The organism is Proteiniphilum sp. LBM24028 (assembly GCF_056629195.1).
In genome coordinates this window covers 2,160,963-2,187,183 of sequence record NZ_CM152817.1, presented here as the reverse complement: position 1 = coordinate 2,187,183, position 26,221 = coordinate 2,160,963, and the positions used below count along the sequence as shown (strand labels likewise).

Genomic DNA, 26,221 nt, shown 5'->3' with positions numbered 1-26,221 from the left:
GGACGCTCTTTAATTCAACTCCAAGAGTATGTAGCTCTCCTCCTCTTCAAAAGCATAACAGTATTGTCCTTTTTTATCGGTAAAATAACCCGTTCCACGTATTATTTTGCCGGGACATTCCAGTTGCCCCTTGTCAAACAGACCCTGTTCGGAAGCAACAAAGGAGCATTTTTCTCCCTTATATTCGCCTTCAAAAACAAGGAAGCCCAGCACGTTTGCTGTGGAAAGATGTCCGTCGTTTCTGTTCTCGTTTACATAGTCCAACAAATATTCCACGTACGCTTTTCCTTTCAGGTTGCCGGTCAACTCATATTCAACGTGCGCTTTTTTGACAGGAAACTGTTCTCTTTCTTCTTCAATCGCAGTTTCATCCCATCGGGTAACCGAAAATTTAATTTTTTCGTTTATTCTCTCATTCATATTCAGAGTATTTAAATTATGTGAGTTGATTTATTTACGTAAGAAACGTAATTCCTTACCGAGGTCTTTTTGATCAAACTGTTTGTCCAAATAAGTACTTTTCAATGTAATTTCTTTGGCGTTCATTATTTTTACATCGGTTTTCATTGCCAGTACTCCCCGGTAATAAAACTCAAGCGTTCCGCTGTTGTCGGTTTTTTTGACATACTTCCACAAGCCTTTGGGATTGTCTGTATTGCTTGTTGCCTGCATCCACTCGCCGGTTGTTCGGTTTTTAATATAGCTGCTTTGGTAAAACTCCAAGGTACCTTCACCCTTCAAATCATACACTTGCGTTACTTTGAGATAGCCGTCGTTTTCCAGTTCCGCTTCCCATCTGGCAACCATCGAGGAATGAAAATCTTCCTTTTTCAGGATAACAGAGCTCTTCACGCCGTTGGTGTACCAGAACCGTTCCAATACATCCCCGTTTTCATCGCCCAAGGCAAAGTCGCCGTGTAGTTTCCCATAGGAGTAGCCTCCGGTAAGTCTTGTCTTACCGTTTTTCTGTACCCACATGGCCAGTCCGTCAAAGATATAATGGGTATACCCTTCCAGTTCGCTGGCGTTGGCCGAAAAATAAAGTTTATCATCCTTTACATCATAATAATGATAAATGTAGTTGATGATGGGGGTATCTTTAAAATACTGCTTGTCTTTCCAGTAATCATACGTTACGGCATCGTTGGGAACCAGCTGCTTTCCCAAGAGCTGTTTCTTCAAATAGAAACTCGCCTTGTCTTTACTGGCGGACTTCAAATTCGCATCCAGATACACCCTTTCGGCATCCGGATAAGTACCTTCCGAAGCGAGGCTCATGTTGATGCCGTTTTCTTTTGGATTTGTGTCTTGAGGATCATCTCCCAAATTGTCTTTCGCGCAGGAATAAGTAGAAATAGCAATAATCAATAGCGCAAATGCGATTTTTTTAAATTGCATAACTGATTCTTTTTTGCTGTTAAACATAAATCGGAATAGTTCTTCTAGCTGTGAATTTGAAACTTTTTCCGTCTCCTTTAACAACACCTCCAAATGAAAAGTTCATTAAAAATATGGAGTTGTTAGTAAAGAATTTATAAACAGATGGAGCTGACTTTTTATTCTTGCTTTTGGAAGGTTCACCCGATTGGGATAATGAGTCTTTGCCGAAGAAGATTCCTCTCCTTCGTGCCGTTTTTGTCACAACAAATTCCTGCTGCCTGGATGTGTGTCTTTAAAGTTATTTACTTACGCGCTTTAATGGCAATCTTTGCCAGTTGCAAGGCTGTTTCTTCAATATTTTTTACCCGTTTTTCTATATTCATTGTGTTTCAAATTAAAAAATGCACCTGCGAAGTTTTCATCGATACCGTATAACACTTGTTTTCGTCTTCGACATGTACAAATTACGGATCGTCACGGGCAATAGCTATTCAGCTCCTTGCAAGAAGTAACAAAAACAAAAGCCGAAGCCCCGAAAGGTTCCGGCTTTTGTTTGCCATACCGGTGGTAATTATTTCTTTGTCAAGATATATTTGTCAGCCAATACGCCTTCGGCCATTGTACCGGTTGAATCGGTCAAGGCAACTTTACCTTCAAGGATCTTATAGTAGGTTTTGTCGCCTGACGACGGAGTGATAAGAGTGACCAGGCCGTTTTCAACAGTATATGTTCCGCTTTCAGCAAACTTGCCGTCTTTTTTGTCAAGATATTCCTGGCTCAGGTCATAGGTAGTGTCGCCTTTCAGCGTCAAAACTGTTTTAATGCCACTGCAATCAGCACAAGGAAGGGTTCCCTCGTAGGTTCCGTAATAATTTGCCGCCGGAGCTGTTTCTTCTACTGAAACTGCCACCGTATCGGTGTCTTGAGTATTGTTGTTTGCTTGTTTACCTGTGCAGCTTGTGGTGGTGAGAAGGGCTAATGCGAACATAGCCGCCAAACTGAATTGTTTCATGATGTTTTCTAATTTATATTTAACTTTCTGTTGAAATTGAATTACAAAGGTAGAGCAAAATTATTGCGCGGCGAATGAGAATGCAGATAAATTATCTTAATAAATGCTTTTATTGCGAAGATGTCTCATGTTTAATATGTTTTAAATAAGATAGTTGTCTCTCGTTTGAACGTTTCTTTGCGTTGGCTTTCCATGTTGTCTATCTCTACAGCTTGGTGCAAATTTATAATCCGTGCGTTATGCCTACGGCACACACCGGTTAAAAATCGGCGTGAGCGGGGAGTATCTTACTCAACTTCCCAAGTTCCTGTCAATTCTGGAATATCCGGTCTTGCGTCAAGATTTTTTCCCGACAACTCCATCAAACAGGAGAAATATGCCTTCAGGCCCCCTCGTTTAATTATTTCCCCCTTCTTTCTTTTCTTTTTCGGCCTTTATTTGTTCTTTTTCAATGGCGATTCTCTCTTGCTCGGCTGCAGCTCTCGCTTTCTCGGCATCAATTTGTTCTTTTATGAGTCGCCGTTCCCTGTTTCTTTCCAGTTGTAGTTGATAGTCCGCATCATCTTCCTGAAACTGGCTGACGAGCTTTCCGTTTTTAAAAAGAAAAATACTGTTTATGGCGCGTTCTTCACCCTGAGTGAAAGTTGTTCCGCCGTGCTCAATTTTTTCGCGATAGATAAGTTCTTCGCAATAAGCATTATCTTCGTCATAAAACACATTTTGCCGGAAAGGTGCGCCGTAAATGCCAACAAACTGATCTTTGTCCATTCCCAGGCTAGGCGGATCCGTAACAAACCGGCTGGCATATGGTGAACGCCAAGCCGCGCAGGAAGTCATCAACAGAAGCAACGCCACAAAAGGAAGAAGTTTACATTGCGCTATCTTAATATTTGAAGATTTCAATTTACTCATTGTAATAATTAATTTAAAAAAGTGAGCTATTATTAACGCATGGTGAAGTTAGAAGTCTTTACCCACACTCCTGGCGCAAGCTGCAAGATTGCTCCAATTGAAAGAGTCTGACTCCCTATCTTGCTGCCTTACTTCAATTCAAACCGGCAAAGAATGGTATATTGCAGTTTGATGGTCTCGAAATCCAGTGAAGCCACTTTGTCTTTCATGCCGGTATCGAACGAACCGGCAGACCGGTTGAGGGCTATGTTGGAATATTGCGGAGCAAATCCTCCAAAATCAACTTCCTGCACATACAGGGCTTTGCCTGCAGTTTGTCCGATGGCTTGCGCCAGTTCCTGCGCTTTTTCTTTAGCCACTTTAATGGCGTTTACTTTTACCTGTCGGCGAAATTTTTCGATTTCGCTGTGGTCAACCCTGTCTATCGATACGTTGGCGATGTCAATTTTTTCAAGCGCCAACAACACTTTGCCCGCAGTGACGCCATCGTGTACCAAAAGTTCGTATTTTTTGGACAACAGAATGTCGTTTTGCGAAAAAATCTTTCTTCTGAAATTACTGAAAGCATCTTTTATCCGGAGATCTTTTTGGGTATCGATGCCCAAGTCTTGCAATGCTTCAATCATGCGTTGTTCCTGCACCTGGAGCGATACTTTGTTCTTTGTGTCGCTTTCGTTCAACTGTATTTGCAGATAAATTTCGTTGGGGATAACTTCCATTTCAGCTTTTCCGGTTACCTCCATGTAAGGCTGGTCGATAAAATTCTTTTCGCCCTGCTGTGCCCATCCTGCTGTGGAGAGCAGCAACATCAATACTGGTAAAATTCTTTTCATATTCGCTGTATTTATTTTCCTGTATAAAACTCCTTTCCGGTTAATTTCCATCTGTTTTTCTCGCCATACGCTTCTTTTTTCTCGGAGGTGTAGGCGTAATCCTGCCCGTTCCAAATTTCGTACAGAACATTGCACTCATTACCGCTATATTCTTTATACACGTAGCCGAAAATTCCTTTGTATGCCATTGCTTTATTATCGTTTTTCGGATTTTCTTCGGTAGATAAACGATCGTTTTTTCCATCGGAGAATAAATAGAGTGGTATTGTTTTGTCTTGAGGTTTTAAAAACACACTCGCTATCACACCCTCACAGGTGTATTCCTTTCCGGCTTTTTCTCTAAACTCTTCAAAGGAAGTAAAGTAGCGGTGATGCTTTCCGCTCCATGCCTGAATGATGGGAGCTGTTTGCAACACTTTCAGTTGGTTTTCTTTTATATGAGCCGACACGGCGTCTTTCACCTGTTGTTTTTTTACAGGGTCGGCTATGAGTTCGTAGATCGGCAACAAGCCATCTCCTTTGAGCGTAACCAATGTCCAGTTAGCCGGATTTTTCGATTTGTGCCAGGCCGTGATGTTCATCGGGTCGCCAATAACTTCATTGGGAAGGAGCTGAAGGCGGGGCAAAGCGGAAAAATCGCCTCCGGCAAATTCCACAAGAATGGCTCCTCCGAAGTTTTTATCTGCTTTCTCTTTATCAAACCCGATCTGTACATTCTCTTGTTTATAGATGGTATTTGCGCGCGCTGTCATTCCCTCATCGGCATACAAGATGGCTTGTTCCTTGTCTGTGGCTACTATGGGACAATACAGTTGCCGGATTCCATAGCCCACATAAACCTGCGTGAGCACATGGGTACCGTATAATTCTATCAGCGAACGGGGTGTACCGTGCTCTATCTCTTCTATGAAATGACCAGTAAGATAACGCATCATATGGGCAGGCTTCATGGGTACGAGTTGGCTGCGCATTTCCTCGAACTTGCCATGCGCAGCAACGAATGTATATTGCGTGGAATAATCGTACGGATTTTTGAAAAACAATTCGTTGCCCGTGAAGGTACCTGTAAAAAGGAGGTCGTCTTTATTTTCGAGGGGCATGGTAAAATCGTTTTTCTTCATGATGGATCGCAAAAACTCTTCGGCATTTTCTCCTTCGTAAGATTCGCCATAATTACCCAACAATCTTATGCTGGATATTTCATCTTCCGGTATTTTATCTACATCTAAGATTTGAGATTTAACCGAGCGGTTATCCAAAAAACTTCCCATCACATCATAACCGGCTCCTAAATAGTCTGTACGTGTGCCGGAAGTACCTATAATCATTATCTTTCCTTGAGGAATAGCAGGGCTCAGGTAGGTATCCGGAACTTGAGCCGGCTTGTCGGGATCAATGGGTCCGTCTCCAATCCTGTCGCATGCAGTCAAGACGATGGAGAGAAAGGAGATTAGAAAGAAAAATGGTTTTCGCATACTATTCTTTGTTAGATTTGTTGTTTGCAAACTTACATAAAACCTTTGTGATTTTATCCGCCTCCCTATAAAAATCAAGGCCGCAACTGTTCCCAGTTACCGATTTTATAACCGGTTTTTGCTGTAGAAGAGGAGATTAGACGAAAAGCCATACTGTGCCCTGCTATCTATTTTATAACCGGTTGTTTGCTCGTTAGAGCAATTTTTTTGCTGCGCAACATGCCGATTACAAATCGCGAGCGGGGGAGGCTTGCTTGTCCCGACAAGTATAAGATAACGCGGAAATAGCTTCTATACTTTTTTCTTGACTCAAGTCAATGAAAAGCAATTTTTAGTGCGATACTTTTGTCTTGTAAACCATTAACAGTTTAAAAGATGAAAGATAGAAGATCAATTCTTTCCACGATGTGGATTTTTGTAGTGCTCAATTATCTGTATTGCGATGTTGCCGGACTAATGGACGCCCGCTTGCTTACGCAATATCTTTCGGGCGTGGTGGACGGTTGGGAGATGTCCGAAAGTTTTTTATTCTCCGCAGGCGTGTTGATGGAAATTTCTATTTCGATGGTGTTGCTGTCGAAAATTTTACGGTACAAATTAAACCGGACTTTTAATATTGTCGCGGGCACCATCACTACGTTGGTGCAGGTATCCACGCTTTTTGGAGGATTTACTTCGTATTATTTATTCTTTTCCGTGATTGAAATTGCCGCGACGGCGTTTATTGTCTGGTATGCCTTGACGTGGAAAGAACATTTGTCATTTTAAGGCAATCCTTTTTCTGATTCGGCTCAGCGATTCGGGTTTCACGCCAATATAACCGGCAATTTGATACTGCGGGACACGCTGAATAATATCGGGGCGATATTTTAAGAGCTTCAGATAACGTTGTTCCGGTGAATCGGTAATATAAGATGTTAATTGCTGTTGTTGTGCGGCAAACGTTTTTTCCATAACCATGCGCGAAACGGCTTCGAGGCGGGGATGTCTTTGAAACAGTTCTATCGACATTCTTTCGTTGCCCGCCACCAATACGCAATCTTCGGCACACACCCAATTGTGAACGGATGGTTGAACGGGCGCAGTCATATCCAATGAGATAATCCATTGATTTTCGGAGTAAAAGTTGGTGGTCTTCTCTTCGCCTTCCAGCAAAATAAACTCTCGCACCAAGCCCTTCATCACGAAATAGGTATCAGAGGCAATTTGTCCTTCTTTCAGCAAATAATCGCCTTTACGATATTCTTTCACGACCATGCTTTCTTCGATATCCTGCCGTTCTTCGTCGGAAAGCACGATCAATTCGGAGAAATATTGAATCAGTTTGTTTTGCATCTTATTTCTTTACGCGGATGTTGCCAATCTTATACTTAAATTTACGCAGAAAAAGAATCCGTTTACTTATTCGTTGTAAACCTGCACCACCAGATCACAGAGTTCGGCAAAATCTTTTCCATCGTAATGATCGGGGCTATTTCTTGTGATAAGATGATAACGTCCGTCTATTAAAGCCTCGAATATCCATTCTTCCCCGTCTAAAATTATATTTTCGTCGTGTGTTCCGATATTCCAAAAGTCGATTGATTCCATTTTTTCAATCACGGCGTTCCATTTTTCGAGATTCATTTTTTTACTTCCCTGTTCTATTCTTTTACCCGCTTGATAGCCTCCTAAACCATCTGTTTTACTATATGTGGCAGTGATCTCTGATTTGTTTTGCTCCAATCGGTATGAATAGGGATTACCCCAGGTTCCCAAATGTGTAAATCTGACCACATTAACCGGTGTGTTGGTTTTGTTGTAAAGAACAGGTTCTCCCAAGCTATATAAATGCTTGGAATACCAATTGTTTACAAACTCACTTAAAGAATCATTGGGCTTAATAGGAGGCATGCCTATCATTCTATTTCCCAAGCTGTCTGTATGATGCTTCACGGTTTTTTCGTCATAAACCGGAAAATACGATTTTTCTGTCTCGGACGCGCCCGTCCACACAGGCGAAGTGCTTTTGCAACCCGCGAAGATGGCTATAAAAAGTATCAGTTGAAATGTTTTTCTCATTTTTAGAGTATGATGATAATGGAGTAGCCTGTTTTATTAACTCATATTTCGCTGATGTAGATGCAAATTTACGTAATTTTCTTTAGTAGTGTCACTTAGCATAACGACTATCTTCTGCTTTTTATTATCTATATGATGCGAATAATAATTTAGATTGGGATACTTGTAAAAATCCAAACCTAAGGAGTCCAACTTATCAGAAATACCTTTTTGAAGATTGTTGTTTAATGTTTCAATCAAGAAATTTGTTCCCTTGCCTCTGTTTTCCAAATCTTTTCGTACCTGGATATTATTTTTTGAAGTAATTATAAACAAAGTCCTATCCTTAATATAGGAACCTCCGTAATATTCCGGATAGCCTTTTGTGTCGGCCGTCTCTTTTTCGTTATTTTTTGTTTCTGTACAAGAACAAAGAAATATTATGAAAAAAAGGGAATAAATACGATGTGCTTCATTTCCAGTATAATTGTAATCCAAACTCGTATGAAATATTTATTGAACCTGATTTTTAAATTCTTTAAATATTTTTTCCAGGTCCGCCACATCGCCATTGTCAATACTTTTGTTTAATTCCTGAATGTTTTTTTCAAGCAAATCATAATAATATAATGGTATCCGACGTGCCTCAAAATCTTCTTCAGTGGCATTATTGCAAAAATGCCCTTCTTTTAGAATAATATTTTCTCTTAAAACTTTTTTTATTTCATTTACCATGTGTTCTTGCTCTTTACTTAATAATGTATCGGGAAGCAAGAATATTTCGTTTTGATAAATACTGTCGTTCTTAGCCGATTTTTCATTTGTAGCGCTTTTTCCCAAGCAAGCCGTCAAACAAGTAAGTATAATTATATTCCAAAAAATAAACTTCTTTTTTTTCATTTTTGTGTAAATCTTTAATTGTTTTTCCATATTATTTTGCTGTATGTTTTTGAGTTAAAGAGCCGTGCCCCTACTTCCGCATTCTATGGATAACCGCAACTATTTCTTAATATTCTTATTATTCAATATCATCAATCCAATATTACATTTTCTACTTCAATTATAAAAGGTTCCCCTTCCTGATGAATAGGAGGGAATGAAAAAGGCAGATTCAGTTGTTTTTTCTCCGATGAATCGGAACTTTTAAAAAAAGCTCTCAGCTCATATTCCATATCCTTGCTGTAATTGTATTGTCGCGACCTTAAGTTAATCATGTACACCCTTTCCACCTTCGGTTCTATAATGAGTAATCCTGTGGTATCCTTTAATCTCGAACTGAACAGAGTTTGTGTTAATGTATCCTTTCTGTAATTGATTTTGAATTCATTAAAGATATATACGGGCTTCACGCTTTGGTTATATATACACAACCAGAGTGAATCGGGAGAATTTGTTTTTACTATCGAAGCCGATATTAAATTATCGTCCTCTTTTTCCATTGGAGGATTACTGTAATCCTTGTCGATGTTATTTTTCTTTTCCTCTGAATTCGTGCAGCCAATAAAGACAATAGAGATCAATATACATTTCAAAATACAATTCGCGTAATTCATATGTTTTCAGTTCATATTAAACGTTTGCATCTATAAAATCTTTAACGTTCAGTTTCATCACGTAAAGGTAAACCTTTTATTTACAATTTTATTGCCGAACGGGTACGCGGCGGACACAATTCAGTAAACCTGTAATGTTTTGTAAGTTTTTTGTTGTCAATAACTTTACTTAACCATTGTATATTTGTGACAATAACCGAAAGTATAATCCATTGTCATGACAATGTCCTGATTGGTGATAGTGAAGAACGATTTGTGTTTTGAATAGCCGTAATCACAGCGTGAAATGAGTAGTAGTAACCTTTTAAAAATTTCAGTTTATGAAGAAGATTGTTCTGTTTTTCGCAGTCATTGGCATTTCGGCAATTGCCATCAATTACTCTTCTTGTACCAGGGATTTAAACCCTGTTGAAGAAGAAGTTGCCAATGACCTGAACCTTGCTGATGAAGAAAGTGCCGTTGGCTTTACTTTGAGCACCCGTGCCATAGAGGTTCCCCCATGTCTGGATCTTTCCTGTTTAGATACCTGTCGTGATGTGCTGGGGGTCCGTCTCATGGCGGGACAATTTTATGAAGCCGGAAACGTTTACGTGGTCAACACCCCCGAGAAATTGTACGTGGGTTATATAACTTCCGGAGATTGGAAGATGAGAGCAGTCCATCTTTATGTGGGTACCTGCGACAATTTGCCGGTTAACGGTGCAGGGAATCTTGTTCCCGGAGATTTCCCCCACAAGGTTGAATTTACCTCGCTGCAAAACTTTTATTATGTTGAAATTCCACTCGATTTACTGCCCGAAGGATGTGTGTGCATTGCCGCTCATGCCGATGTGGTAAAAGTGGTGGGCGGCGAAATTGTGCAAAGTGAAACCGCCTTTGGTGAAGGTACACCAGTAGGCAATAACTGGTTTATGAAATTTGATTATTGCATAGCCATTTGTGAGCAGGCATGTTACTACGATGAAACAGCCTGGGCTGCAGGAACCCGGTACGTGACAAAAGGCAATTGGGCAACCTATACGCCTTATGTTGCCAATACCACAGTGAATATTTATGCCGGCCGGAACTACCTGGTGGGAACTGCCACTTTTTCTGAAGTGGTGGATGGCAAAGTAACCATCACACTCGCCGCGCTCAATGGGGCACGGTTGCAGGATATTGCCGAGCCGGTAAAAATTCAGGGGTACGTATCACCGCCTCCCGCCAACAACCCGTCTCCCGGTCTGTTTACTACCTATAAAGGAAACGCCACAACCATCACTGTGGATGCATACGCATATTACGGAATCCATTTAGACGTACAGCGTGTGGTGGATTGTCCGGAGCTTTAGCTTAAATGGCAATAAGGCGGTACGGCTCCGCCTTTTCCAGTGTCCGCCCCGCCTCACGTGATGCCCGCCGGTTCAAGATGTACCGGCAGCATCTCTCCCGGAAATATACGACGGATATCAGCGAAGTACTGGGAGTGAATTTTTTTGATGCAGGAATATGTTCAATTCCTTCATTCGTCGGGATTTTGCAATCATCCATACTTAACCACGTACTTGTCAAAATTGTCTTCAATCAGTTTTAACGAACAATACTCTCTTTCAATTTCTTGTTCTTCTGTTAGTTGCAATCTAACTTGTAAATAAATTCCTCGCTCGCCTTTTATCGCCACAAAATCGACTTCGGTATCTTTTATTGTTCCCGCATAAACCTGATAGCCGACATGTCGTAAACTCGAATAAACCGCATTTTCCGACAAATAACCCATACGGTAACTGTATCCCGCGTAAAGAACGCCGTAATTGCCACCTTGCCGGTAGTAGAGGTTGTCTCTTTGGGAAAGGGCATAATTGATCAAATGTTGTCCTGACGGTTATTGCATAAAGTGAACCCGGGAAAAATCATGAGTTAGGAAGTGCTCGCGGAGATATTCCCCAACCAAAAGGAAGATAACCCATGTGAACAAGAGTGTCTTTTATTTTGTTGTAGAATTGATTTTCGGTTGTAGAAAAAAAATACGGAAAAAATTTAATAGTACAATCCGGTTGTCTGTTACACGAATTGTAGTACTTTTGCAACAATTATTTTAACGAATACGTAATTTATGAAAAAATGGCTTTATATTTTCACTGTTGCCCTTGTTGTATTATTCAGCCTTGCAGCATGTAATTCGGCAAAGAATGTAGCCTATATACAGGGAGCCGGTGAAGGAGATATGTTTGGTCATTTGCAGGAGACCCCGCTATATGATGCGCACATCATGCCCAAGGACCTGCTCACCATTACCGTCAGTGCCACTGACCCCGAGGCGGTGAAGCCCTTCAACCTCACCGTCCCCAGCCTCACCACCGGAATCACCACCTACTCCCAGCCCGCGCTGCAAACCTATCTGGTAGACAACAACGGACAAATTAACTTCCCCGTCATGGGCATGATCACCCTTGGCGGGCTCACCAAGAGGCAGGCCGAGGAAAAGATCACCGGGCTGCTGAACAAATACCTGAAGGAACAACCGGTGGTCACCGTACGTTTCGTCAACTACAAGATATCGGTGCTTGGCGAAGTGGCCCGCCCCAATACCTTTACCATTGTCAACGAGAAGGTGAACCTCTTCGAGGCGCTGGCCATGGCGGGCGACATGACCATCTGGGGCCGCCGCGACAATGTGAAGATCATCCGTGAAGATGCCAACGGGAATCAAAGTGTGGTTGTAGTCAACCTCAACGACCCCGGCATCATCTACTCACCCTATTACTTTTTACAACAGAACGATGTGCTTTACGTGGAACCCAACAAGACCAAGGCGAGGAACTCCGATATCGGCAGTGCCACCGGCATATGGCTTTCGGCCACCTCCATCCTGATCTCCGTGGCCACGCTGCTCATCAACGTCCTCAAATAATCACACATCATTCCCATCCTTCAAATTATAAAGAATGACCGAATCAAGAAATGTTACGCCGGGAGAAGCATTCAGGAGCGAAAACAATGAAGACACCGTCTCCATCATGGAGATCGTGTTCCGTTTTGTCCGTTACTGGAAGTGGTTCGTGCTGGGTACCGCGGTAGCGCTTTTTATTGCATTTGTTTATCTGCGCTACACCACGCCGGTGTATAACGTCACCTCAAGCATCGTACTTAAAGAAGTAAAGAACCAGCGCCTGGAACCCACCATCGGTGGTATGGACGGTTTGCAGCTCGGCGCCCTGGGGGCGGTAAGCAACCTGGAAAATGAGATTTACATTCTGCAGAGCCGCTCCATCATCCGCAACGTCATCAATCGTCTCAACCTGCACACCTCCTACATTGTGAGCGGACGCATCAAAAGCGTCGATCTCTACAAGGAGAGCCCGGTGGTGGTGAGCATGGACCAGAGCCGGCTCGATGCCATGCAATCAAATATCACCTTTACGATGGTCACCGATGCCGGACAGGGCACGGTCACCGTGTCGGGCCTCTTCGGAAGCCATCAGCTCGATACCGTCTTCACCCGACTGCCCGCACAGCTCCACACCCCGCTGGGAAGCCTCAGCTTCACCTCACGTCCCGGCATTGTGCCACGCAGCACCGAGATGATGGTTGTCATCCAGCACCCCAATGCCGTCATTGGCCAGTACAGGGGAAACCTCTCGGTGCAGCAGGCCTCCAAGCAGTCCTCCGTGCTCGATCTCTCCATCAACACCCCCTATCCGGAGAAGGGAAGGGATTTCCTGAATATGCTGGTGGAGGTCTACAACAACGAGACCATCGAAGACAACAAGATGGAAGCGTTCAATACCCAGTCGTTCATCAACGAACGTATTGCCATCATTGACCGGGAACTGTCGGAAGCCGAGAAGGATGTGGAGACCTACAAGCAGAGCGCCGGATTGAGCGACCTGCAGGTCGACCTGCAGCGCAACATGCAGATGGGCAGCCAGTATGAGCAGCAACTCGTGCAGGTGGAGACCCAGCTCAGCGTGGTGAATTCGCTGAGCGATTATGTGAATGATTCCAAAAATCAGAATAAAACCATTCCTTCCAACATCGGGCTCGAAGACCCCAACCTGGCAGCCACCACCAGCGAGTATAACCGGCTTGTGCTCGAGCGGGAGCGCCTCTCCCAGAGCATGACCGACGACAACCCCGCCATGATCCGTCTTGATGAACAGATATCCGGCCTGCGTCAGAATATCAATTCCTCCATACGCAGCGTGCAGCAGGGGCTCAGCATCCAGCGCCGCGATGCCCGTAACCAGGCAAACATATACGGTGGCCGCATCGGCGTGATGCCCACGCAGGAGCGCGAGTTCATGGAGCTCTCCCGCGAGCAGCAGATCAAGGCAAGCCTTTTTCTCATGTTGCTTCAGAAGCGAGAGGAGAATGCACTGGAGCTGGCTGCTACGGCCAACAGTGCCAAGGTGCTCGATGAAGCCATCCTGGCCGGCAAGGTATCGCCCCGCACCATGATCGTGCTGCTGGCAGCCCTTATGCTCGGCATACTCATTCCCGCCGGCATCATCTACCTGATGGACATCCTGCAGTACAGGATCCGTACTCGTGCCGATGTAGACCGTGTGGCCCGTGTGCCCGTGCTGGGAGAGATACCCGTGCACGAAGATGATGAGAATGTGGCGGTGCAGGAGAATGAAACCCGTCCCATCGACGAAGCCTTCCGTATGGCGCGTACCAACCTGCTGCTCACACTGGGCGCGGAGAACAAGGTGGTGGTCTTCACCTCCACCGAGTCGGGGGAAGGAAAAACTTTTGTCGTTATCAACATGGCCATCAGCACGGTGCTGCTCAACAAGCGGGTGCTGCTTATCGGGCTCGACCTGCGCATACCGCGTCTTAAGGAATATATGGGTCTGGAAACCAGCAGCGGCATCACTGCCTACCTGTCGGGTTTCGAGAAGGATATCGATAGCCTCATTGTGCCTTCGGGCATCCATCCCAACCTTTACATACTGCCCGCCGGGCCCATACCGCCCAATCCTGCAGAGCTGCTGTCGCGTCCCTCCCTCGAGGCGGCCATTGATAAGCTGAAGGAGGAGTTCGATTTTATCTTTATCGACTCGGCCCCCTCCGCCCAGGTGACCGACACAATGATCCTGAGCCGCGTGACCGATGCCACGGTGTATGTATGCCGGATGGACTACTCCAGCAAGGGCAACCTCCGCTTTGCCAACAGCCTGATGGATGAGCACAAGCTGAAGAACATGCTCCTCGTGATAAACGGGGTCACCGAGTTCCACCGCGGCTATGGCTACGGCTATGGCTATGGTTACGGCCACGGTTACGGCTACAGCAGCAAAAGTGAGAAAAAGAAAGGCAAGTCGCGTTCCATGAAAAAGAAGAAACGCTAATTTTTTTGAAATACCAAATAACTATCCGGGCGTGATTGCAGCAATGTTACTGCGTCACGCCCTTATAATTCCGTCTATGATGCCGCTGCGCTGTAACCTTTTCAATATCTGGTAATCCCTGTTGCTTTTTGCCTTTCTTCCGTGTGCCAGGCTGTAGACCCGCACGGGGCCGGTGCCAAACTCATTTGCGATGGTGCGGTATACTCCTTTGTTGCCGGAGAATAAATAATATTTAAACCAGTGTAACATTTTGTGATTTTTAAGCTGACTTTCCAAATTACGCATTCCATATAAAACACAAAAATATCAAATATTTTGTAATAAAATCATTTTCTTGATAATATTTGTCCTTTTTTTATTATATGGATTTTCAAATTACAGAATCGGGAAATCACTCCATTTTCCCTTTTTCCAGTAAAAAAGCATGTTGCAACCTTATGGCGCAGTGCTACAACTACTGTGGCAATAGATTCACCTGCGCACGGATTGAAAACTTATTTGCCGCATAGTAAACATTTTTGGCTTTCTGTGGTTCTAACAAGACAAGGAAGATCAAAAAAAGGACATTATCACGGCTGAAGCCTTTATTTGCGTGTAATTATGATTTCAAGGATTAAATTTCACTTTATCTCCCGTAACCGAAAAATATATCGGGATATCGCGCGGGAGTACGGTACATCGCCCATACGCGTCTATCAGCTGGCACATGGCAGGCGCGGCAAAAACGACAAGGACTATTTTATCATCAAACGGCTCAAGGAAGAGGGACTTATCGTCGGCACCTACCGGTAGTCCCGTTTCCGGCATCCATAATCCGCTCGTTTCCGGACATCCGGAAGTCTTTTGTTTTCGACACCGGAAATCACCCCACGCCAGAAACATCCGACTCCCCAATCAGGTGTGTAATGAAGGTGTTCACGCCAAATACGTTAAGATACACTTCATTCACGATCTTTACGATCTCGGGCGTACTGATGGGAGTATTTTTTAAATTGAGTGTGCCCGGGCTATATCCGGCGAAGAAATCCCTGTTACAGGTAAGGCCGCTCACCCTCTCTACCATGGGAATGTATTCCTTCTCCGGCAGGGTGGGGCAGACGCAGGGGTTGAACACCACAATGTCGCCGCCGGAGATCACCTTTCCCACCAGTTCGCACGCCTGCCGGATGAAACTGTGATCAGGCCTGCCTGTCTCTTCAGATTTGGCAGCAAGGTGGATAATATAAAAATTGCAGTTCTGGATATCTTCCATATCAGATGTCCATGTGAGATTGTTGTACAGGACATCCTGCAACAGCCCGGCAGGATAAGCCGGAGTACCGTCATGTGCCCTTGTAGCTTCCCTGGCACCGGTGCGGCATGGGTCGAACCATATTGTTTTGTATTTCTCGCTGAACGCCACGGCGTGGAACAGGCTTGCACTGCCGGACCCTATTATGCAAACGCGGGGGTCAAAATAAGAATAATCATCTTCGGAGAATGCTGGTATCTGATACATTAATTCATCGATTGAATGACTAAAATAATCGTTGACACACCTTCCTGTTCACGGAAGTAAAAGTAGAAAAAGACCGTTGTCAATTGGCCTTTTTTTAATTTTCATTGTCATTTTATCCTATTAAAAATGAATAGGATAGAACCAATTATTTACAAATGTAGGACATTTTTTCCAATAAAAAATTATTTTGAAGAAAATAATCACTTTTTACCATTGGATAAATTAAAAGGCATGATATGGTTTTTTATTGTATTTTTGTACCACTGCGAAAATGAATCTGCCGGGTGCAATTCATCTGGGGGCGTTAGTTACGAAATGTTTTCGCGCATGACAGCCAGTAGCTTGAAAATATGAAAGCATGTTTTATGGGTCTGGGCTATATCGGCCTTCCCACAGCCATTGTAGCGGCCGATAACGGCATTGAAGTAATTGGTGTGGACATCAATCCGCACGTAGTGGAAACCATCAACAACGGACAGATCCATATCGTGGAGCCGGGACTGGAGGAACTCTGCAGCCGGGTAATCGGTAAGGGCACCCTGAAGGCCCGGGCTGTTCCCGAAGAAAGCGATGTATACCTTATTGTGGTGCCCACTCCCTTTACCGGTGATCACGAGCCCGATATCTCCTACGTGGAGGCTGCCACCCGCAGTGTGCTGCCCTTTCTGAAAGAGGGTGACCTCTTTATCATCGAGTCCACCTCACCCGTCGGAACCACCGAAAAGATGGCCGGCCTCATCTTCTCCGAACGTCCCCAACTGAAAGACAAGCTTGCCATCGCCTATTGTCCGGAGCGCGTGTTGCCGGGTAACGTCATTTATGAGCTGGTACATAACGACCGGGTCATCGGGGGCATCAACGAAATCTCCACCGACCGGGCCGTTGCATTTTACAGCCGGTTTGTGCAGGGAGCGCTCCACCGTACCAATGCCCGCACCGCCGAGATGTGCAAGCTCACCGAGAACTCGTCGCGCGACGTGCAGATCGCCTTTGCCAACGAGTTGTCGCTGATCTGCGACAAGGCTGGCATCAACGTGTGGGAGCTGATCGAGCTCGCCAATAAGCACCCCCGTGTCAACATCCTGCAGCCCGGCAGCGGGGTGGGAGGGCACTGCATTGCCGTGGACCCCTACTTTATCACGGCCGACTTCCCCCGGGAGAGCCAGCTTATCGGGAAGGCCAGGGAAATCAACAACTATAAAGCCTTCTGGTGTGCCGAGAAAACCCAGCAGGCCATCAAGGAGTTCGAACTGGAACATGGTCGTGAGCCGGTGGTGGCGCTGATGGGACTAGCCTTCAAGCCCAATATCGACGACCTGCGCGAGTCGCCCGCCAAGTACATCGCCACCCGGGTCATGCAAGGCCACAACAATGGCGATTTCCTGATAGTGGAACCCAATATCGGTGAGCATAAGGTGTTCAAGCTGACCGACTACCGCGAAGCCTACGAGCAAGCCGATATTGTGGTATTTCTTGTCGCCCACAATCCATTTAAAACCCTCCCATGGAGAGAAGACAAGATCATTCTCGACTTCTGCGGAGTCTTCAAAAAAAACTGACCTCCGAAAATAGAACGCGAACAGAATGGAAAATAAAAAACGAATCATGCTGGTCTTTGGCACCCGTCCCGAAGCCATCAAGGTAGCCCCTTTGGTGAAAGCATTTCAAGAACAGGCCGACCGGTTCGAGACCCTTGTCTGCGTTACCGGTCAACACCGCGAGATGCTCGACCAGGTACTGCGGTTGTTCGGCATCACGCCCCATTACGACCTCAACATCATGAAGCAGGGGCAGGACCTCTACGATATCACCGCCCGGGTGCTTACCGGACTGCGCGATGTGTACCGGGAGGTGCAGCCTCACATGGTGCTTGTCCACGGCGACACCACCACCTCCATGGCTGCCGCGCTGGCCGCCTTCTACCAACAGATTCCGGTCGCCCATATCGAAGCAGGACTCCGTACCCACAACATCTATAGCCCCTGGCCCGAGGAGATGAACCGGCAGATCACCAGCCGCATCGCCACCTGGAACTTCGCTCCCACGCCCCTCAGCAAGGAGAACCTGCTGAAAGAAGGAATAAAGGAGGAGAGCATCACCGTCACCGGCAACACCGTGATCGATGCCCTCTACTGGGTGATCGATAAGATAAAAAGTGATCGCAGCCTGCAGGGAGAAATTAAAAAGAGCCTACTGGAAAGCGGTCTGCCTGCCCTGTGCATCGAAGACTGGATGTCGCCCCTTCCCAACCAACGCAAGCTGGTGCTCATCACGGGCCACCGCCGCGAGAACTTTGGCGACGGTTTCGTTCATATGTGCAATGCCATCAAGACCCTCACCCGGAAATATCCGGAGGTCGATTTTGTCTACCCCATGCACCTTAACCCCAACGTGCGCAAGCCCATCAGAGACATATTCGGTGAAGCTGCCGTTGCGCGCAATCCCGAAGAGGGTGCCGGCCACGGCAATATTTTCTTTATCGAGCCGCTGGAGTACCTCCCCTTTGTCTATCTCATGGAGCAGAGCACGCTGGTACTTACCGACAGCGGCGGCATACAGGAAGAAGCCCCCGGCCTGGGTAAGCCCGTGCTGGTGATGCGCGATACCACCGAACGTCCCGAGGCGGTCGCTGCCGGCACGGTAAAGCTGGTAGGCACAAGCTACGATCTCATTGTAAAAGAAGTTTCCATGCTCTTGGACGATCAGGCTTATTACAGTTCCATGGCACAGGCCAGCAATCCTTATGGCGACGGACAGGCTTGTAAACGTATTCTGGAAATTGTTTAATAAATTTATTGTAGCAGGTTGTTCATCCGTTATTCTTTAGAATGCCGTTCAACATTACAAAATCCGTGACGTAGAATTACTGGAACGTAATTTTATCTATTATGACCCATCTTAAAATAAATAATAAACCTTATAATTGTAAATTATATGATAGGTTAATGATTAGGCAAAAAATACAATGGAAATCAAGCTTCCCCGTCAGCTACAAAAGAGTTTACAGGCAGCCGGTGAGCAGATCCGATTGGCGAGACTCCGGCGTGACCTTTCTATATTAGGATCTCTCTCTCAGACTGAAGCCTAAACAACGTGCATCCAAAAAATGGATAGGCCGTATGAAGTGATAAAATTACAATGATAAATATTATGAAAGACACAATTGAACAGTTAATTAAGCTTGCTGATGAAAAAAAACTTTCTGTCGTTGCATGAGCCAGCCCATTAGCAGGATGCCCAGGATGATACCCGCAAGGAGCAGTCTGAGGTTGAAGGGGGAGGAAGGAGCGGCTTGCTCTTTCAGTTCGCTGTGCTCGCGTGTGAGCTTGTCAGTAGTAGGTTGCTGTTCTCACGAAGGAGGCTTTCCCATTGCAGTGACCACTCTCTTTGCTTGTCTCCGGCAACCGCAATGCCGGCGGGGTCACCTTCACACTCCCGGACGGGTGGGAGATTGAAAATACCCACTTCTGGCTCTATTTCTCTTCCCCCGATGGGAAGGAGCATCCAGGGAGTGTGTATGGGCAGGGAAAAATTTTGAAAAACGTAAAAATAAAATAAACCGAATGGCATTTTCTATTGGATGAAATGTACTTTCCCTAAAGTGAAACAGGGTCATATTTTTGTTAATGATGTTAAGATAATTGTCTCACCTGATTTAATTTTAAGTTGGGTAGTAAATGGGTCAAAATTAATTGGTTAAATAGAATTTCATATTCCCCAGAGTAACATATTTAATTATGAAAAATCTTCATTTTCATCAAATATGATTCGTTTATATCTTGAATAAGTTGATCACCATTTTCCATATTCCATCAAATTGCAAATAACCTTCAACAAAGATGTTTTACCTATATTAAAAAACCTTTCCGGCTTTCATTGGTTGTATAGTATGTTTTTTAATGAACATTAAAAAATTTTCATTGAAATCCTTTTTTTAATAGAAAATTGTCCTAATTTTGCACCAGTATGCCCTTATGAAGTTCATTGTGAGTTAAATATCGTGTTAGTAAAATCAAAAAAAGGGCATTGTCACAGGTTGGAGATTCTTTTTTTTTGCGTAATTAATTATGATTTCAACATTTAAATTCTACTTTAAGTGTGGTAACAGGAAGTTATACCGTGCCATTGCGCGGGAGCACGGCTCCACGGGTATCCATGTCTACCGGCTGGCGCATGGGCGTCGTTACAAAAACGACAAAGACTATTACATTGTTAAACGGTTGAAAGAAGAAGGCGTAATCTCTTCCACTGTTTATTGGTGATCCCAATTTCCGGTATTTGCCAGGCAGGCTACCTGCGTGGTTTAACATTCTATTCTTAGTAATCAATGAATGATTTATCAATTACAGCATCAGAAGATGCGTTTTCCTATTATGATCCCCGTATTTGCGTGATCGGGCTCGGTCATATAGGCATATATCATGCAATGCTGTTCAGTGAGAAGTATAAGACCATCGGGTATGATTTCGATCAGGCACGTACGGATAAGCTCATGCACGGCCATGGCAGCACGTCAAGGGTGTCGGATAAACTATTGAAACAGGCGATAAGGAATGGTCTGTTCTGCACCTCCGATGTGGAAAAGATACGCAAATGCAATTTTTATGTAATCATCGTCCCTCCGATATGTGTCGAAAGGAACGAACCCGATCTGCGTATCCTCCGGGATGCCTGTGAGATTGTTGGGAGAGTGCTTTCGGGAGGCGATATTGTCGTGTATGACTTCTGTGTCGGTACCACCATTACGGAGAATGACTGTATTTCCATCATTGAGCAGGTGAGCGGCCTCACCTGTAACTTCAATTTCTTTGCCGGGTACAGTCCTGGGCCTGACAATTTCGAAGTGAAGGGGTTCACCAGCTGGGGTATCGGAAAATTCACTTCCGGCAGTACCCCTGAGATTACCAGGATTGTAGATGAGGTATATACTTCCGTCTTCACTGTCGATACCCTTAATAATAAAGCAACAGAAACTGTGATTGCCGAAAAGTAACAAAAACTTAATGGCGACCTGTTGAAACATTTTGGTGTATGATGTGTTTATAGGGCAGCAAAATTGTAGAACCATGTCCCATATTTTGTATTTGACAAAATAAAAAAGAACGGATATGGTTTTTTATTGTAATTTTGTAATACTGCGAAAATGAATCTGCCGCGCGTAATTTAATGTGACCGGTAGTCACGAAGTGCGCTTGCGCGGCATGGTTAATAAGTGGCTAAACGATTGTCTTACAAGATATAAACTCATAAATAAATGCATAATATACTGGTAACCGGTGGAGCCGGTTTTATCGGTTCCAACCTCACGGAAGCACTGTTGGATAGCGGACATTCAGTAAGAGTTCTTGATAATTTTGCAACCGGAAAGATTGAAAATCTGCTTCCCCTATTGGAAAAATATCCTGATACGCTTACCCTGCAGGTGGGCGATATCCGTAACATGGATGATTGCCGCAAGTCCGTTGAAGGTATCGATTTTGTATTTCATGAGGCGGCACTCGGTTCGGTACCCCGATCCATCAAAGACCCGATCACATCGAACGAAGTAAATGTGTCGGGTTTTTTGCAAATGCTGGTAGCCAGTCGCGATGCCGGCGTCAAGCGGTTCATCTATGCCGCCAGCTCCTCCACCTATGGCGACAGCCAGTCGCTCCCCAAGGTTGAAGATGTGATCGGGAAACCCCTGTCGCCCTATGCCATCACCAAGTATGTGAACGAGCTCTATGCCGATGTCTTTTCCAAAACCTACGGAATGGAGACCATCGGCTTGCGCTATTTCAACGTGTTCGGCAGGAGGCAGGACCCCAATGGCGCCTATGCGGCAGTGATTCCCCTCTTCGTGAAGAAGCTGATGGCGCACGAGTCGCCCGTCATCAACGGCAACGGTGAGTACAGTCGCGACTTCACCTATGTCGACAATGTGATCCTGATGAACATCCTCGCCATGGAGACTGCCAATCCGGCGGCCCTCAATACCGTCTACAATACCGCCTACGGCGAGCGCACAACCCTGAATCAGCTTGTGGGATATCTGAAAGAATATCTTTCGGAGTTCGATCCGGAGATCGCCCAGGTGGAGATCCTTCACGGTCCCAACCGTGCGGGCGACATTCCCCACTCGCTGGCCAATATCGACAAGGCCCGCAACCTGCTGGGGTATGATCCGCAATACTCCATGCAGCAGGGGCTGCAAGAAGCCGTGAAATGGTACTGGGAAAATCTGTAGAATCATATTTGATTTAAATTTCCGAATAATTTTTCTCGTTTGCGTCTATTCTCTCATCCACAACTGCTCATTCGCTATATGATTTGAAACTCGTTTCACTCAGACAACAAATCATATTGACGCTCCTTTCGCAGAGTGGATCCTGAAAGAATAGCCGAGACTTCGAAAACCTATACGGAAATTGTAGAAAAACAATTCAAAACGACAATTAAAACAAAACATAATATCTCATTCAATGGAAGAAGAAATTTGCTATTTCAATCCACGTATTTGCGTAATCGGCCTCGGATATGTGGGCCTGCCGCTGGCACGGCTTTTCAGTACGAAATACAAGACCGTGGGGTTCGAATTGAGCCAGTCGCGTGTGGATGAACTGATGAGCGGCCACGACAGTACCCTCGAGGTGGAGGATGATCTGCTTCAGGAAGCGATACAAGCCGGGCGTACCGGCAGCGTCGGCGGGTTGACCTGCACCACCGATATTGAAGCAATTCGTGATTGCAACTTCTACGTAGTAGCCGTACCCACACCGGTGGACAAGAACAACAATCCCGACCTGCGACCCCTTTGGGGAGCCAGTGAAACGGTGGGGAAAGTGATCTCCAAGGGCGATATCGTGGTCTATGAATCCACCGTCTATCCCGGCGTTACCGAAGATGAGTGCATTCCCGTGGTGGAAAGAGTGAGCGGACTGGTCTACAACAAGGACTTCTTTGCGGGCTACAGTCCCGAGCGGATCAATCCCGGCGACAAGGAACACACTGTGGAGAAGATCAGGAAAGTCACCTCCGGCAGTACCCCCGAAATCGGCAAGATGGTGGATGAAGTATATGCTTCCGTGATATCCGCCGGCACCCACCTGGCCCCCACCATCAAGGTGGCCGAGGCGGCCAAGGTGATCGAGAACTCGCAGAGGGACATCAACATCGCCTTTGTGAACGAGCTGGCCAAGATATTCAACAAGATGGGCATCGATACCCAGGATGTGCTGGAAGCGGCCGGCACCAAGTGGAACTTCCTTCCCTTTAAACCGGGGTTGGTAGGCGGTCATTGCATCGGCGTAGATCCCTATTATCTTGCACAGGCAGCACAGCGATTGGGTTACAATCCGGAGATCATTCTTTCCGGACGTCGCATCAATGATGGCATGGGCGAGTATGTGGCCGATCAGGTGGTGAAGTTGATGCTCAAGAAAGGAATCCAGGTGCTGGGTTCAAAGATACTGGTGCTCGGATTCACCTTCAAGGAAAACTGTCCCGACGTGCGCAACACCAAGGTGATCGACATCATCAAGACGTTGGAAGAATACAATGCCGACGTCACCATTTACGACCCCTGGGCAAATCCAGCCATAGCAAAACATGAGTATGGGGTAGTGCTGCAGAACGAGCTTCCAGATGAAGTGTTTGATGCGGTAATTTTAGCCGTGGCGCACAACGAGTTTAAGAGTCTTGATTTGAAGAAGATTACCAACGGTGTGAGCGTTGTATATGATGTGAAGGGTATATTGAGTGAAGAGGTGATTGATGGGAAGTTATGATAGTTTTAATCTGTAGATTTAGATAATGAACATCCTAAATTTATAGGTAGAAATTGAGAGATATTTAAACACTATTCTTATAAAATAGGCTTGTTCAACAATATGTAAAGTTGTGCTGCAATGGTCGTGACTATGAGAAGTTGCCGCAAATATTCAGAAAAATAATATGTTATTTAATCACAAATTAGGTTTTCTTGTTGTGCGATATAGTCCAAATCCACACATCTCCCCATTCATACAATCAAGATTTCATGAGCAATTCATCTGATAATAAGCGTATAGCCAAGAATACATTATTGCTTTATGCAAGAATGATATTGGTATTAGGTGTGTCATTATATACCAGCCGTATTGTTCTTGCCACTTTAGGTGTAGTTGATTACGGTCTTTACAATATTGTAGGAAGTGTTGTAACGATGTTTGTGTTTCTCCGTTCGGCAATGGGAAATGCAACTAATCGTTATATTGCTTTTACGTTGGGAAAGGGTAATGATCAAGAATTGAAAATCGTATTTTCTACTAGTCTGATAATACATATTGTATTGGCCTTAATAATTGTGGTCTTAGCCGAGACCTTGGGATTATGGGTTTTTTATAAGCAACTTTCTATTCCTCCTGAACGAATGAATGCCGCATTTTGGGCCTATCAGTTTTCAATTCTTACTACAGCTGTCGGCGTAATGAGTGTTCCTTACGATGCGGATATAATTGCACATGAGAAAATGAGTGCATTTGCCTATATTTCTATTTTGGATGTTACTCTTAAGCTCGTAGTGGTTTATTTGTTGACATTCATTTCCGTTGATAAATTGATTCTATATTCCTTTTTTCTTTTTGGAATTCAGGTTATTAATAGAGTTATTTATGGCGTTTATTGCAACCGCCATTTTCCTGAATCCAGGTTCTCTTTAAGCATTGATAAAAGTTTAATGAAAGTAATGTTCTCTTTTGCCAGCTGGAATTTAATAGGTAATATGGCTGCAATTGGATCTTCTCAGGTGCTAAATATATTCTTAAATATGTTTTTTGGGCCTGTTGTCAATGCAGCACGTGGAGTTGCAAATCAGGTTCAGGGAGCGGTCAAAGGTTTTATTTCAAATTTTCAGTATGCTGTTATTCCTCAAATCACAAAAACCTATGCTACCGATAATTTGAATCGTATGCATATGTTGATAATCTCTTCCTCAAAATTTTCTTTTTTTTTGTTTTTTGTATTGGCACTTCCAATTTTGTTGGAGACAAAACTCATATTGGGAATTTGGTTAGTCGAGGTACCTGATCATACAGTGGCTTTTATGAGGTTGATATTGGTTATCATGTTTTTTGAATCATTAGAGCAACCATTGCATACTGCCAATTTGGCTACCGGGAAATTAAAGAAGTTTCAAACTGTTAAAGGGTTGATTCTAATGCTGATGATCCCTGTTTCATTTCTTGCCTTAAAATTAGGATATGCTCCGGAGAGTGTTTTTTATATTCAACTGGTAGTCACTTTGGTGTCTTTATATGTTCAGCTACTGATGATACGTCCTTTAATAAAACTATCTCTTAAAAGATATTTCAAAGAAGTAATTTTGAGGACTTTTGTTGTAACAGTCGTATCTTCTTTTGTTCCCTTAATGATGCATATCAGACTACCTCAAAATTTTAGTTCTTTTATTTTTGTATGTTTGGTAAGTGTTGTCTCTGTACTTGGAACTACTTATTTGTTGGGACTTAATTCCAATGAACGTTTTATGGTTAATAATAAATTGAAATCATTCAAATATAAATTTAAATAAGCAAAAGACAACCTATTATATGAAATATACATTTAAACAGATTGGTCAAGCGATACTTAGGAAATTTTTTGGGACACAATTTGGAAGAATTCACTATTTGCGTCTGAATATTAATGTTGAGAATGTGACAGCCAGTCTAGAAAATTTTGATTTGATAGTTAAAGAATTAAGATACGAAGACTTTTTGTTGGGTAATAAATTAGCTTTTCACAAAAAAAGACTTGAATTGATCAAAGAGAGACTAAATGATCCAAACTATAAAGCCTATGGGATTATTGAAAACGGACATCTAATATATTCTACATGGATATCAACCGAAAGACTTGGATTGCCCGTACAGTTAAAAAATCCTATCTACCTTTTGCCGCAGGAGGGTTTACTCGAAGACTCCTATTGTGATCCAATCGCCAGAGGTAGGGGCTTGCATTCTAAAATGAACAATTTTCGTATTCAAAAACTGAACGAGTTAGGAAAAACTCAAGTACTTGCATTAGTCCTGAATGGGAATATACCGGCATTTAAAGTGCAGATAAAGAGCGGTTTTAAAGAACTTGGTTCTTTTTATTGTGGAAAGATTCTATGGATGAACTTTGCAACATTGAAAAAAAATAAGTTTGACATTATGGTATAATTTTCTA

At 44.2% G+C, this 26,221-nt stretch carries 28 protein-coding genes and 1 pseudogene; 15 read left to right on the top strand and 14 right to left on the bottom strand.

The window, feature by feature from the left end:
• Positions 1-9: 9 nt before the first annotated feature.
• The 6 genes from AC1HCU_RS08610 to AC1HCU_RS08585 form a co-directional block, all read right to left on the bottom strand.
• Positions 10-420 carry a DUF3224 domain-containing protein gene (locus tag AC1HCU_RS08610; RefSeq protein WP_480365221.1) on the bottom strand — a complete coding sequence of 137 codons (411 nt, stop codon included), beginning with the start codon at positions 418-420 and terminating at the stop codon, positions 10-12.
• Positions 421-450: 30 nt separating this feature from the next.
• Positions 451-1,398 carry a hypothetical protein gene (locus AC1HCU_RS08605; protein WP_480365219.1) on the bottom strand — a complete coding sequence of 316 codons (948 nt, stop codon included), beginning with the start codon at positions 1,396-1,398 and terminating at the stop codon, positions 451-453.
• Positions 1,399-1,951: 553 nt separating this feature from the next.
• Positions 1,952-2,392, bottom strand: a complete 441-nt coding sequence (locus AC1HCU_RS08600; RefSeq protein ID WP_480365217.1) for a copper resistance protein NlpE — start codon at positions 2,390-2,392, stop codon at positions 1,952-1,954.
• A 396-nt stretch (positions 2,393-2,788) separates the two neighbouring features.
• On the bottom strand, positions 2,789-3,304 hold the full coding sequence (locus AC1HCU_RS08595) for a hypothetical protein (protein WP_480365215.1): 516 nt from the start codon (positions 3,302-3,304) through the stop codon (positions 2,789-2,791).
• Between the two features lie 128 nt (positions 3,305-3,432).
• Positions 3,433-4,137, bottom strand: a complete 705-nt coding sequence (locus tag AC1HCU_RS08590; protein WP_480365212.1) for an SIMPL domain-containing protein — start codon at positions 4,135-4,137, stop codon at positions 3,433-3,435.
• Between the two features lie 11 nt (positions 4,138-4,148).
• The gene (locus AC1HCU_RS08585) at positions 4,149-5,612 is read right to left on the bottom strand and encodes a hypothetical protein (RefSeq protein WP_480365211.1); all 1,464 of its coding nucleotides are present in this window, start codon (positions 5,610-5,612) and stop codon (positions 4,149-4,151) included.
• 375 nt (positions 5,613-5,987) lie between these two features.
• On the opposite strand from AC1HCU_RS08585, the gene AC1HCU_RS08580 reads away from it, so the two are divergent.
• The gene (locus AC1HCU_RS08580; protein WP_480365209.1) at positions 5,988-6,380 is read left to right on the top strand and encodes a DUF6326 family protein; all 393 of its coding nucleotides are present in this window, start codon (positions 5,988-5,990) and stop codon (positions 6,378-6,380) included.
• Here AC1HCU_RS08580 and AC1HCU_RS08575 read toward each other — a convergent pair.
• The 4 genes from AC1HCU_RS08575 to AC1HCU_RS08560 form a co-directional block, all read right to left on the bottom strand.
• Positions 6,372-6,947 (bottom strand): Crp/Fnr family transcriptional regulator, encoded by a 576-nt coding sequence (locus tag AC1HCU_RS08575; protein WP_480365207.1) that lies wholly within the window; start codon positions 6,945-6,947, stop codon positions 6,372-6,374. The two genes, AC1HCU_RS08580 and AC1HCU_RS08575, sit on opposite strands and share 9 nt — an antisense overlap.
• A gap of 66 nt (positions 6,948-7,013) precedes the next feature.
• On the bottom strand, positions 7,014-7,673 hold the full coding sequence (locus AC1HCU_RS08570) for a hypothetical protein (RefSeq protein WP_480365206.1): 660 nt from the start codon (positions 7,671-7,673) through the stop codon (positions 7,014-7,016).
• 492 nt (positions 7,674-8,165) lie between these two features.
• Positions 8,166-8,582 (bottom strand): hypothetical protein, encoded by a 417-nt coding sequence (locus tag AC1HCU_RS08565; RefSeq protein WP_480365204.1) that lies wholly within the window; start codon positions 8,580-8,582, stop codon positions 8,166-8,168.
• Positions 8,583-8,683: 101 nt separating this feature from the next.
• Positions 8,684-9,205 carry a hypothetical protein gene (locus AC1HCU_RS08560; RefSeq protein ID WP_480365202.1) on the bottom strand — a complete coding sequence of 174 codons (522 nt, stop codon included), beginning with the start codon at positions 9,203-9,205 and terminating at the stop codon, positions 8,684-8,686.
• A gap of 320 nt (positions 9,206-9,525) precedes the next feature.
• Here AC1HCU_RS08560 and AC1HCU_RS08555 point away from each other — a divergent pair, with 320 nt between their 5' ends.
• Both AC1HCU_RS08555 and AC1HCU_RS08550 read left to right on the top strand, forming a co-directional pair.
• The gene (locus AC1HCU_RS08555) at positions 9,526-10,536 is read left to right on the top strand and encodes a hypothetical protein (RefSeq protein ID WP_480365200.1); all 1,011 of its coding nucleotides are present in this window, start codon (positions 9,526-9,528) and stop codon (positions 10,534-10,536) included.
• A 5-nt stretch (positions 10,537-10,541) separates the two neighbouring features.
• Positions 10,542-10,778, top strand: coding sequence for a DUF4113 domain-containing protein (locus tag AC1HCU_RS08550; protein WP_480365198.1), 237 nt, complete (start codon positions 10,542-10,544; stop codon positions 10,776-10,778).
• Here AC1HCU_RS08550 and AC1HCU_RS08545 read toward each other — a convergent pair.
• Positions 10,728-11,051 carry a hypothetical protein gene (locus tag AC1HCU_RS08545; protein WP_480371274.1) on the bottom strand — a complete coding sequence of 108 codons (324 nt, stop codon included), beginning with the start codon at positions 11,049-11,051 and terminating at the stop codon, positions 10,728-10,730. The genes AC1HCU_RS08550 and AC1HCU_RS08545 overlap by 51 nt on opposite strands.
• A 246-nt stretch (positions 11,052-11,297) precedes the next feature.
• On the opposite strand from AC1HCU_RS08545, the gene AC1HCU_RS08540 reads away from it, so the two are divergent.
• Together AC1HCU_RS08540 and AC1HCU_RS08535 are read left to right on the top strand one after the other, a co-directional pair.
• On the top strand, positions 11,298-12,095 hold the full coding sequence (locus AC1HCU_RS08540; protein ID WP_480365197.1) for a polysaccharide biosynthesis/export family protein: 798 nt from the start codon (positions 11,298-11,300) through the stop codon (positions 12,093-12,095).
• Between the two features lie 34 nt (positions 12,096-12,129).
• Entirely contained in the window at positions 12,130-14,538 is a 2,409-nt protein-coding gene (locus AC1HCU_RS08535) for a GumC family protein (RefSeq protein ID WP_480365195.1), read from the top strand.
• A 54-nt stretch (positions 14,539-14,592) separates the two neighbouring features.
• Here AC1HCU_RS08535 and AC1HCU_RS08530 read toward each other — a convergent pair whose 3' ends face one another.
• Positions 14,593-14,787 carry a hypothetical protein gene (locus AC1HCU_RS08530; RefSeq protein ID WP_480365194.1) on the bottom strand — a complete coding sequence of 65 codons (195 nt, stop codon included), beginning with the start codon at positions 14,785-14,787 and terminating at the stop codon, positions 14,593-14,595.
• A 351-nt stretch (positions 14,788-15,138) separates the two neighbouring features.
• Between AC1HCU_RS08530 and AC1HCU_RS08525 the strand changes: the two genes are divergently transcribed.
• The gene (locus tag AC1HCU_RS08525) at positions 15,139-15,330 is read left to right on the top strand and encodes a hypothetical protein (RefSeq protein WP_480365192.1); all 192 of its coding nucleotides are present in this window, start codon (positions 15,139-15,141) and stop codon (positions 15,328-15,330) included.
• 70 nt (positions 15,331-15,400) lie between these two features.
• On the opposite strand, the gene AC1HCU_RS08520 is transcribed toward AC1HCU_RS08525, so the two are convergent.
• On the bottom strand, positions 15,401-16,036 hold the full coding sequence (locus AC1HCU_RS08520; protein WP_480365190.1) for a nucleotide sugar dehydrogenase: 636 nt from the start codon (positions 16,034-16,036) through the stop codon (positions 15,401-15,403).
• A gap of 350 nt (positions 16,037-16,386) precedes the next feature.
• On the opposite strand from AC1HCU_RS08520, the gene wecC reads away from it, so the two are divergent.
• The 3 genes and pseudogenes from wecC to AC1HCU_RS08505 all read left to right on the top strand — a co-directional run.
• A complete protein-coding gene (gene wecC / locus AC1HCU_RS08515) occupies positions 16,387-17,595 on the top strand; it encodes a UDP-N-acetyl-D-mannosamine dehydrogenase (protein WP_480365189.1) in 1,209 nt (402 codons plus the stop codon).
• Positions 17,596-17,620: 25 nt separating this feature from the next.
• The gene (gene wecB, locus AC1HCU_RS08510; protein ID WP_480365186.1) at positions 17,621-18,823 is read left to right on the top strand and encodes a non-hydrolyzing UDP-N-acetylglucosamine 2-epimerase; all 1,203 of its coding nucleotides are present in this window, start codon (positions 17,621-17,623) and stop codon (positions 18,821-18,823) included.
• Between the two features lie 178 nt (positions 18,824-19,001).
• A pseudogene (locus AC1HCU_RS08505) lies at positions 19,002-19,094 on the top strand (transcriptional regulator); the annotation flags it as partial.
• 242 nt (positions 19,095-19,336) lie between these two features.
• On the opposite strand, the gene AC1HCU_RS08500 reads toward AC1HCU_RS08505, so the two are convergent.
• Complete coding sequence (locus tag AC1HCU_RS08500; RefSeq protein WP_480365184.1) at positions 19,337-19,606, bottom strand: hypothetical protein; 270 nt, start codon at positions 19,604-19,606, stop codon at positions 19,337-19,339.
• A gap of 497 nt (positions 19,607-20,103) precedes the next feature.
• Here AC1HCU_RS08500 and AC1HCU_RS08495 point away from each other — a divergent pair, with 497 nt between their 5' ends.
• The 6 genes from AC1HCU_RS08495 (at position 20,104) to AC1HCU_RS08470 (ending at position 26,214) form a co-directional block, all read left to right on the top strand.
• Positions 20,104-20,298, top strand: coding sequence for a hypothetical protein (locus AC1HCU_RS08495; protein WP_480365182.1), 195 nt, complete (start codon positions 20,104-20,106; stop codon positions 20,296-20,298).
• Positions 20,299-20,363: 65 nt separating this feature from the next.
• Positions 20,364-21,029: a nucleotide sugar dehydrogenase gene (locus AC1HCU_RS08490; protein WP_480365180.1), complete on the top strand. Its 666-nt coding sequence runs from the start codon at positions 20,364-20,366 to the stop codon at positions 21,027-21,029.
• A 261-nt stretch (positions 21,030-21,290) separates the two neighbouring features.
• On the top strand, positions 21,291-22,262 hold the full coding sequence (locus tag AC1HCU_RS08485; RefSeq protein ID WP_480365178.1) for an SDR family oxidoreductase: 972 nt from the start codon (positions 21,291-21,293) through the stop codon (positions 22,260-22,262).
• Between the two features lie 235 nt (positions 22,263-22,497).
• Positions 22,498-23,802: a nucleotide sugar dehydrogenase gene (locus tag AC1HCU_RS08480; RefSeq protein WP_480365176.1), complete on the top strand. Its 1,305-nt coding sequence runs from the start codon at positions 22,498-22,500 to the stop codon at positions 23,800-23,802.
• A gap of 251 nt (positions 23,803-24,053) precedes the next feature.
• Positions 24,054-25,583 carry an MATE family efflux transporter gene (locus AC1HCU_RS08475; protein WP_480365174.1) on the top strand — a complete coding sequence of 510 codons (1,530 nt, stop codon included), beginning with the start codon at positions 24,054-24,056 and terminating at the stop codon, positions 25,581-25,583.
• A 19-nt stretch (positions 25,584-25,602) separates the two neighbouring features.
• Positions 25,603-26,214: a hypothetical protein gene (locus AC1HCU_RS08470; protein ID WP_480365173.1), complete on the top strand. Its 612-nt coding sequence runs from the start codon at positions 25,603-25,605 to the stop codon at positions 26,212-26,214.
• The last annotated feature ends 7 nt before the right edge of the window (positions 26,215-26,221 follow it).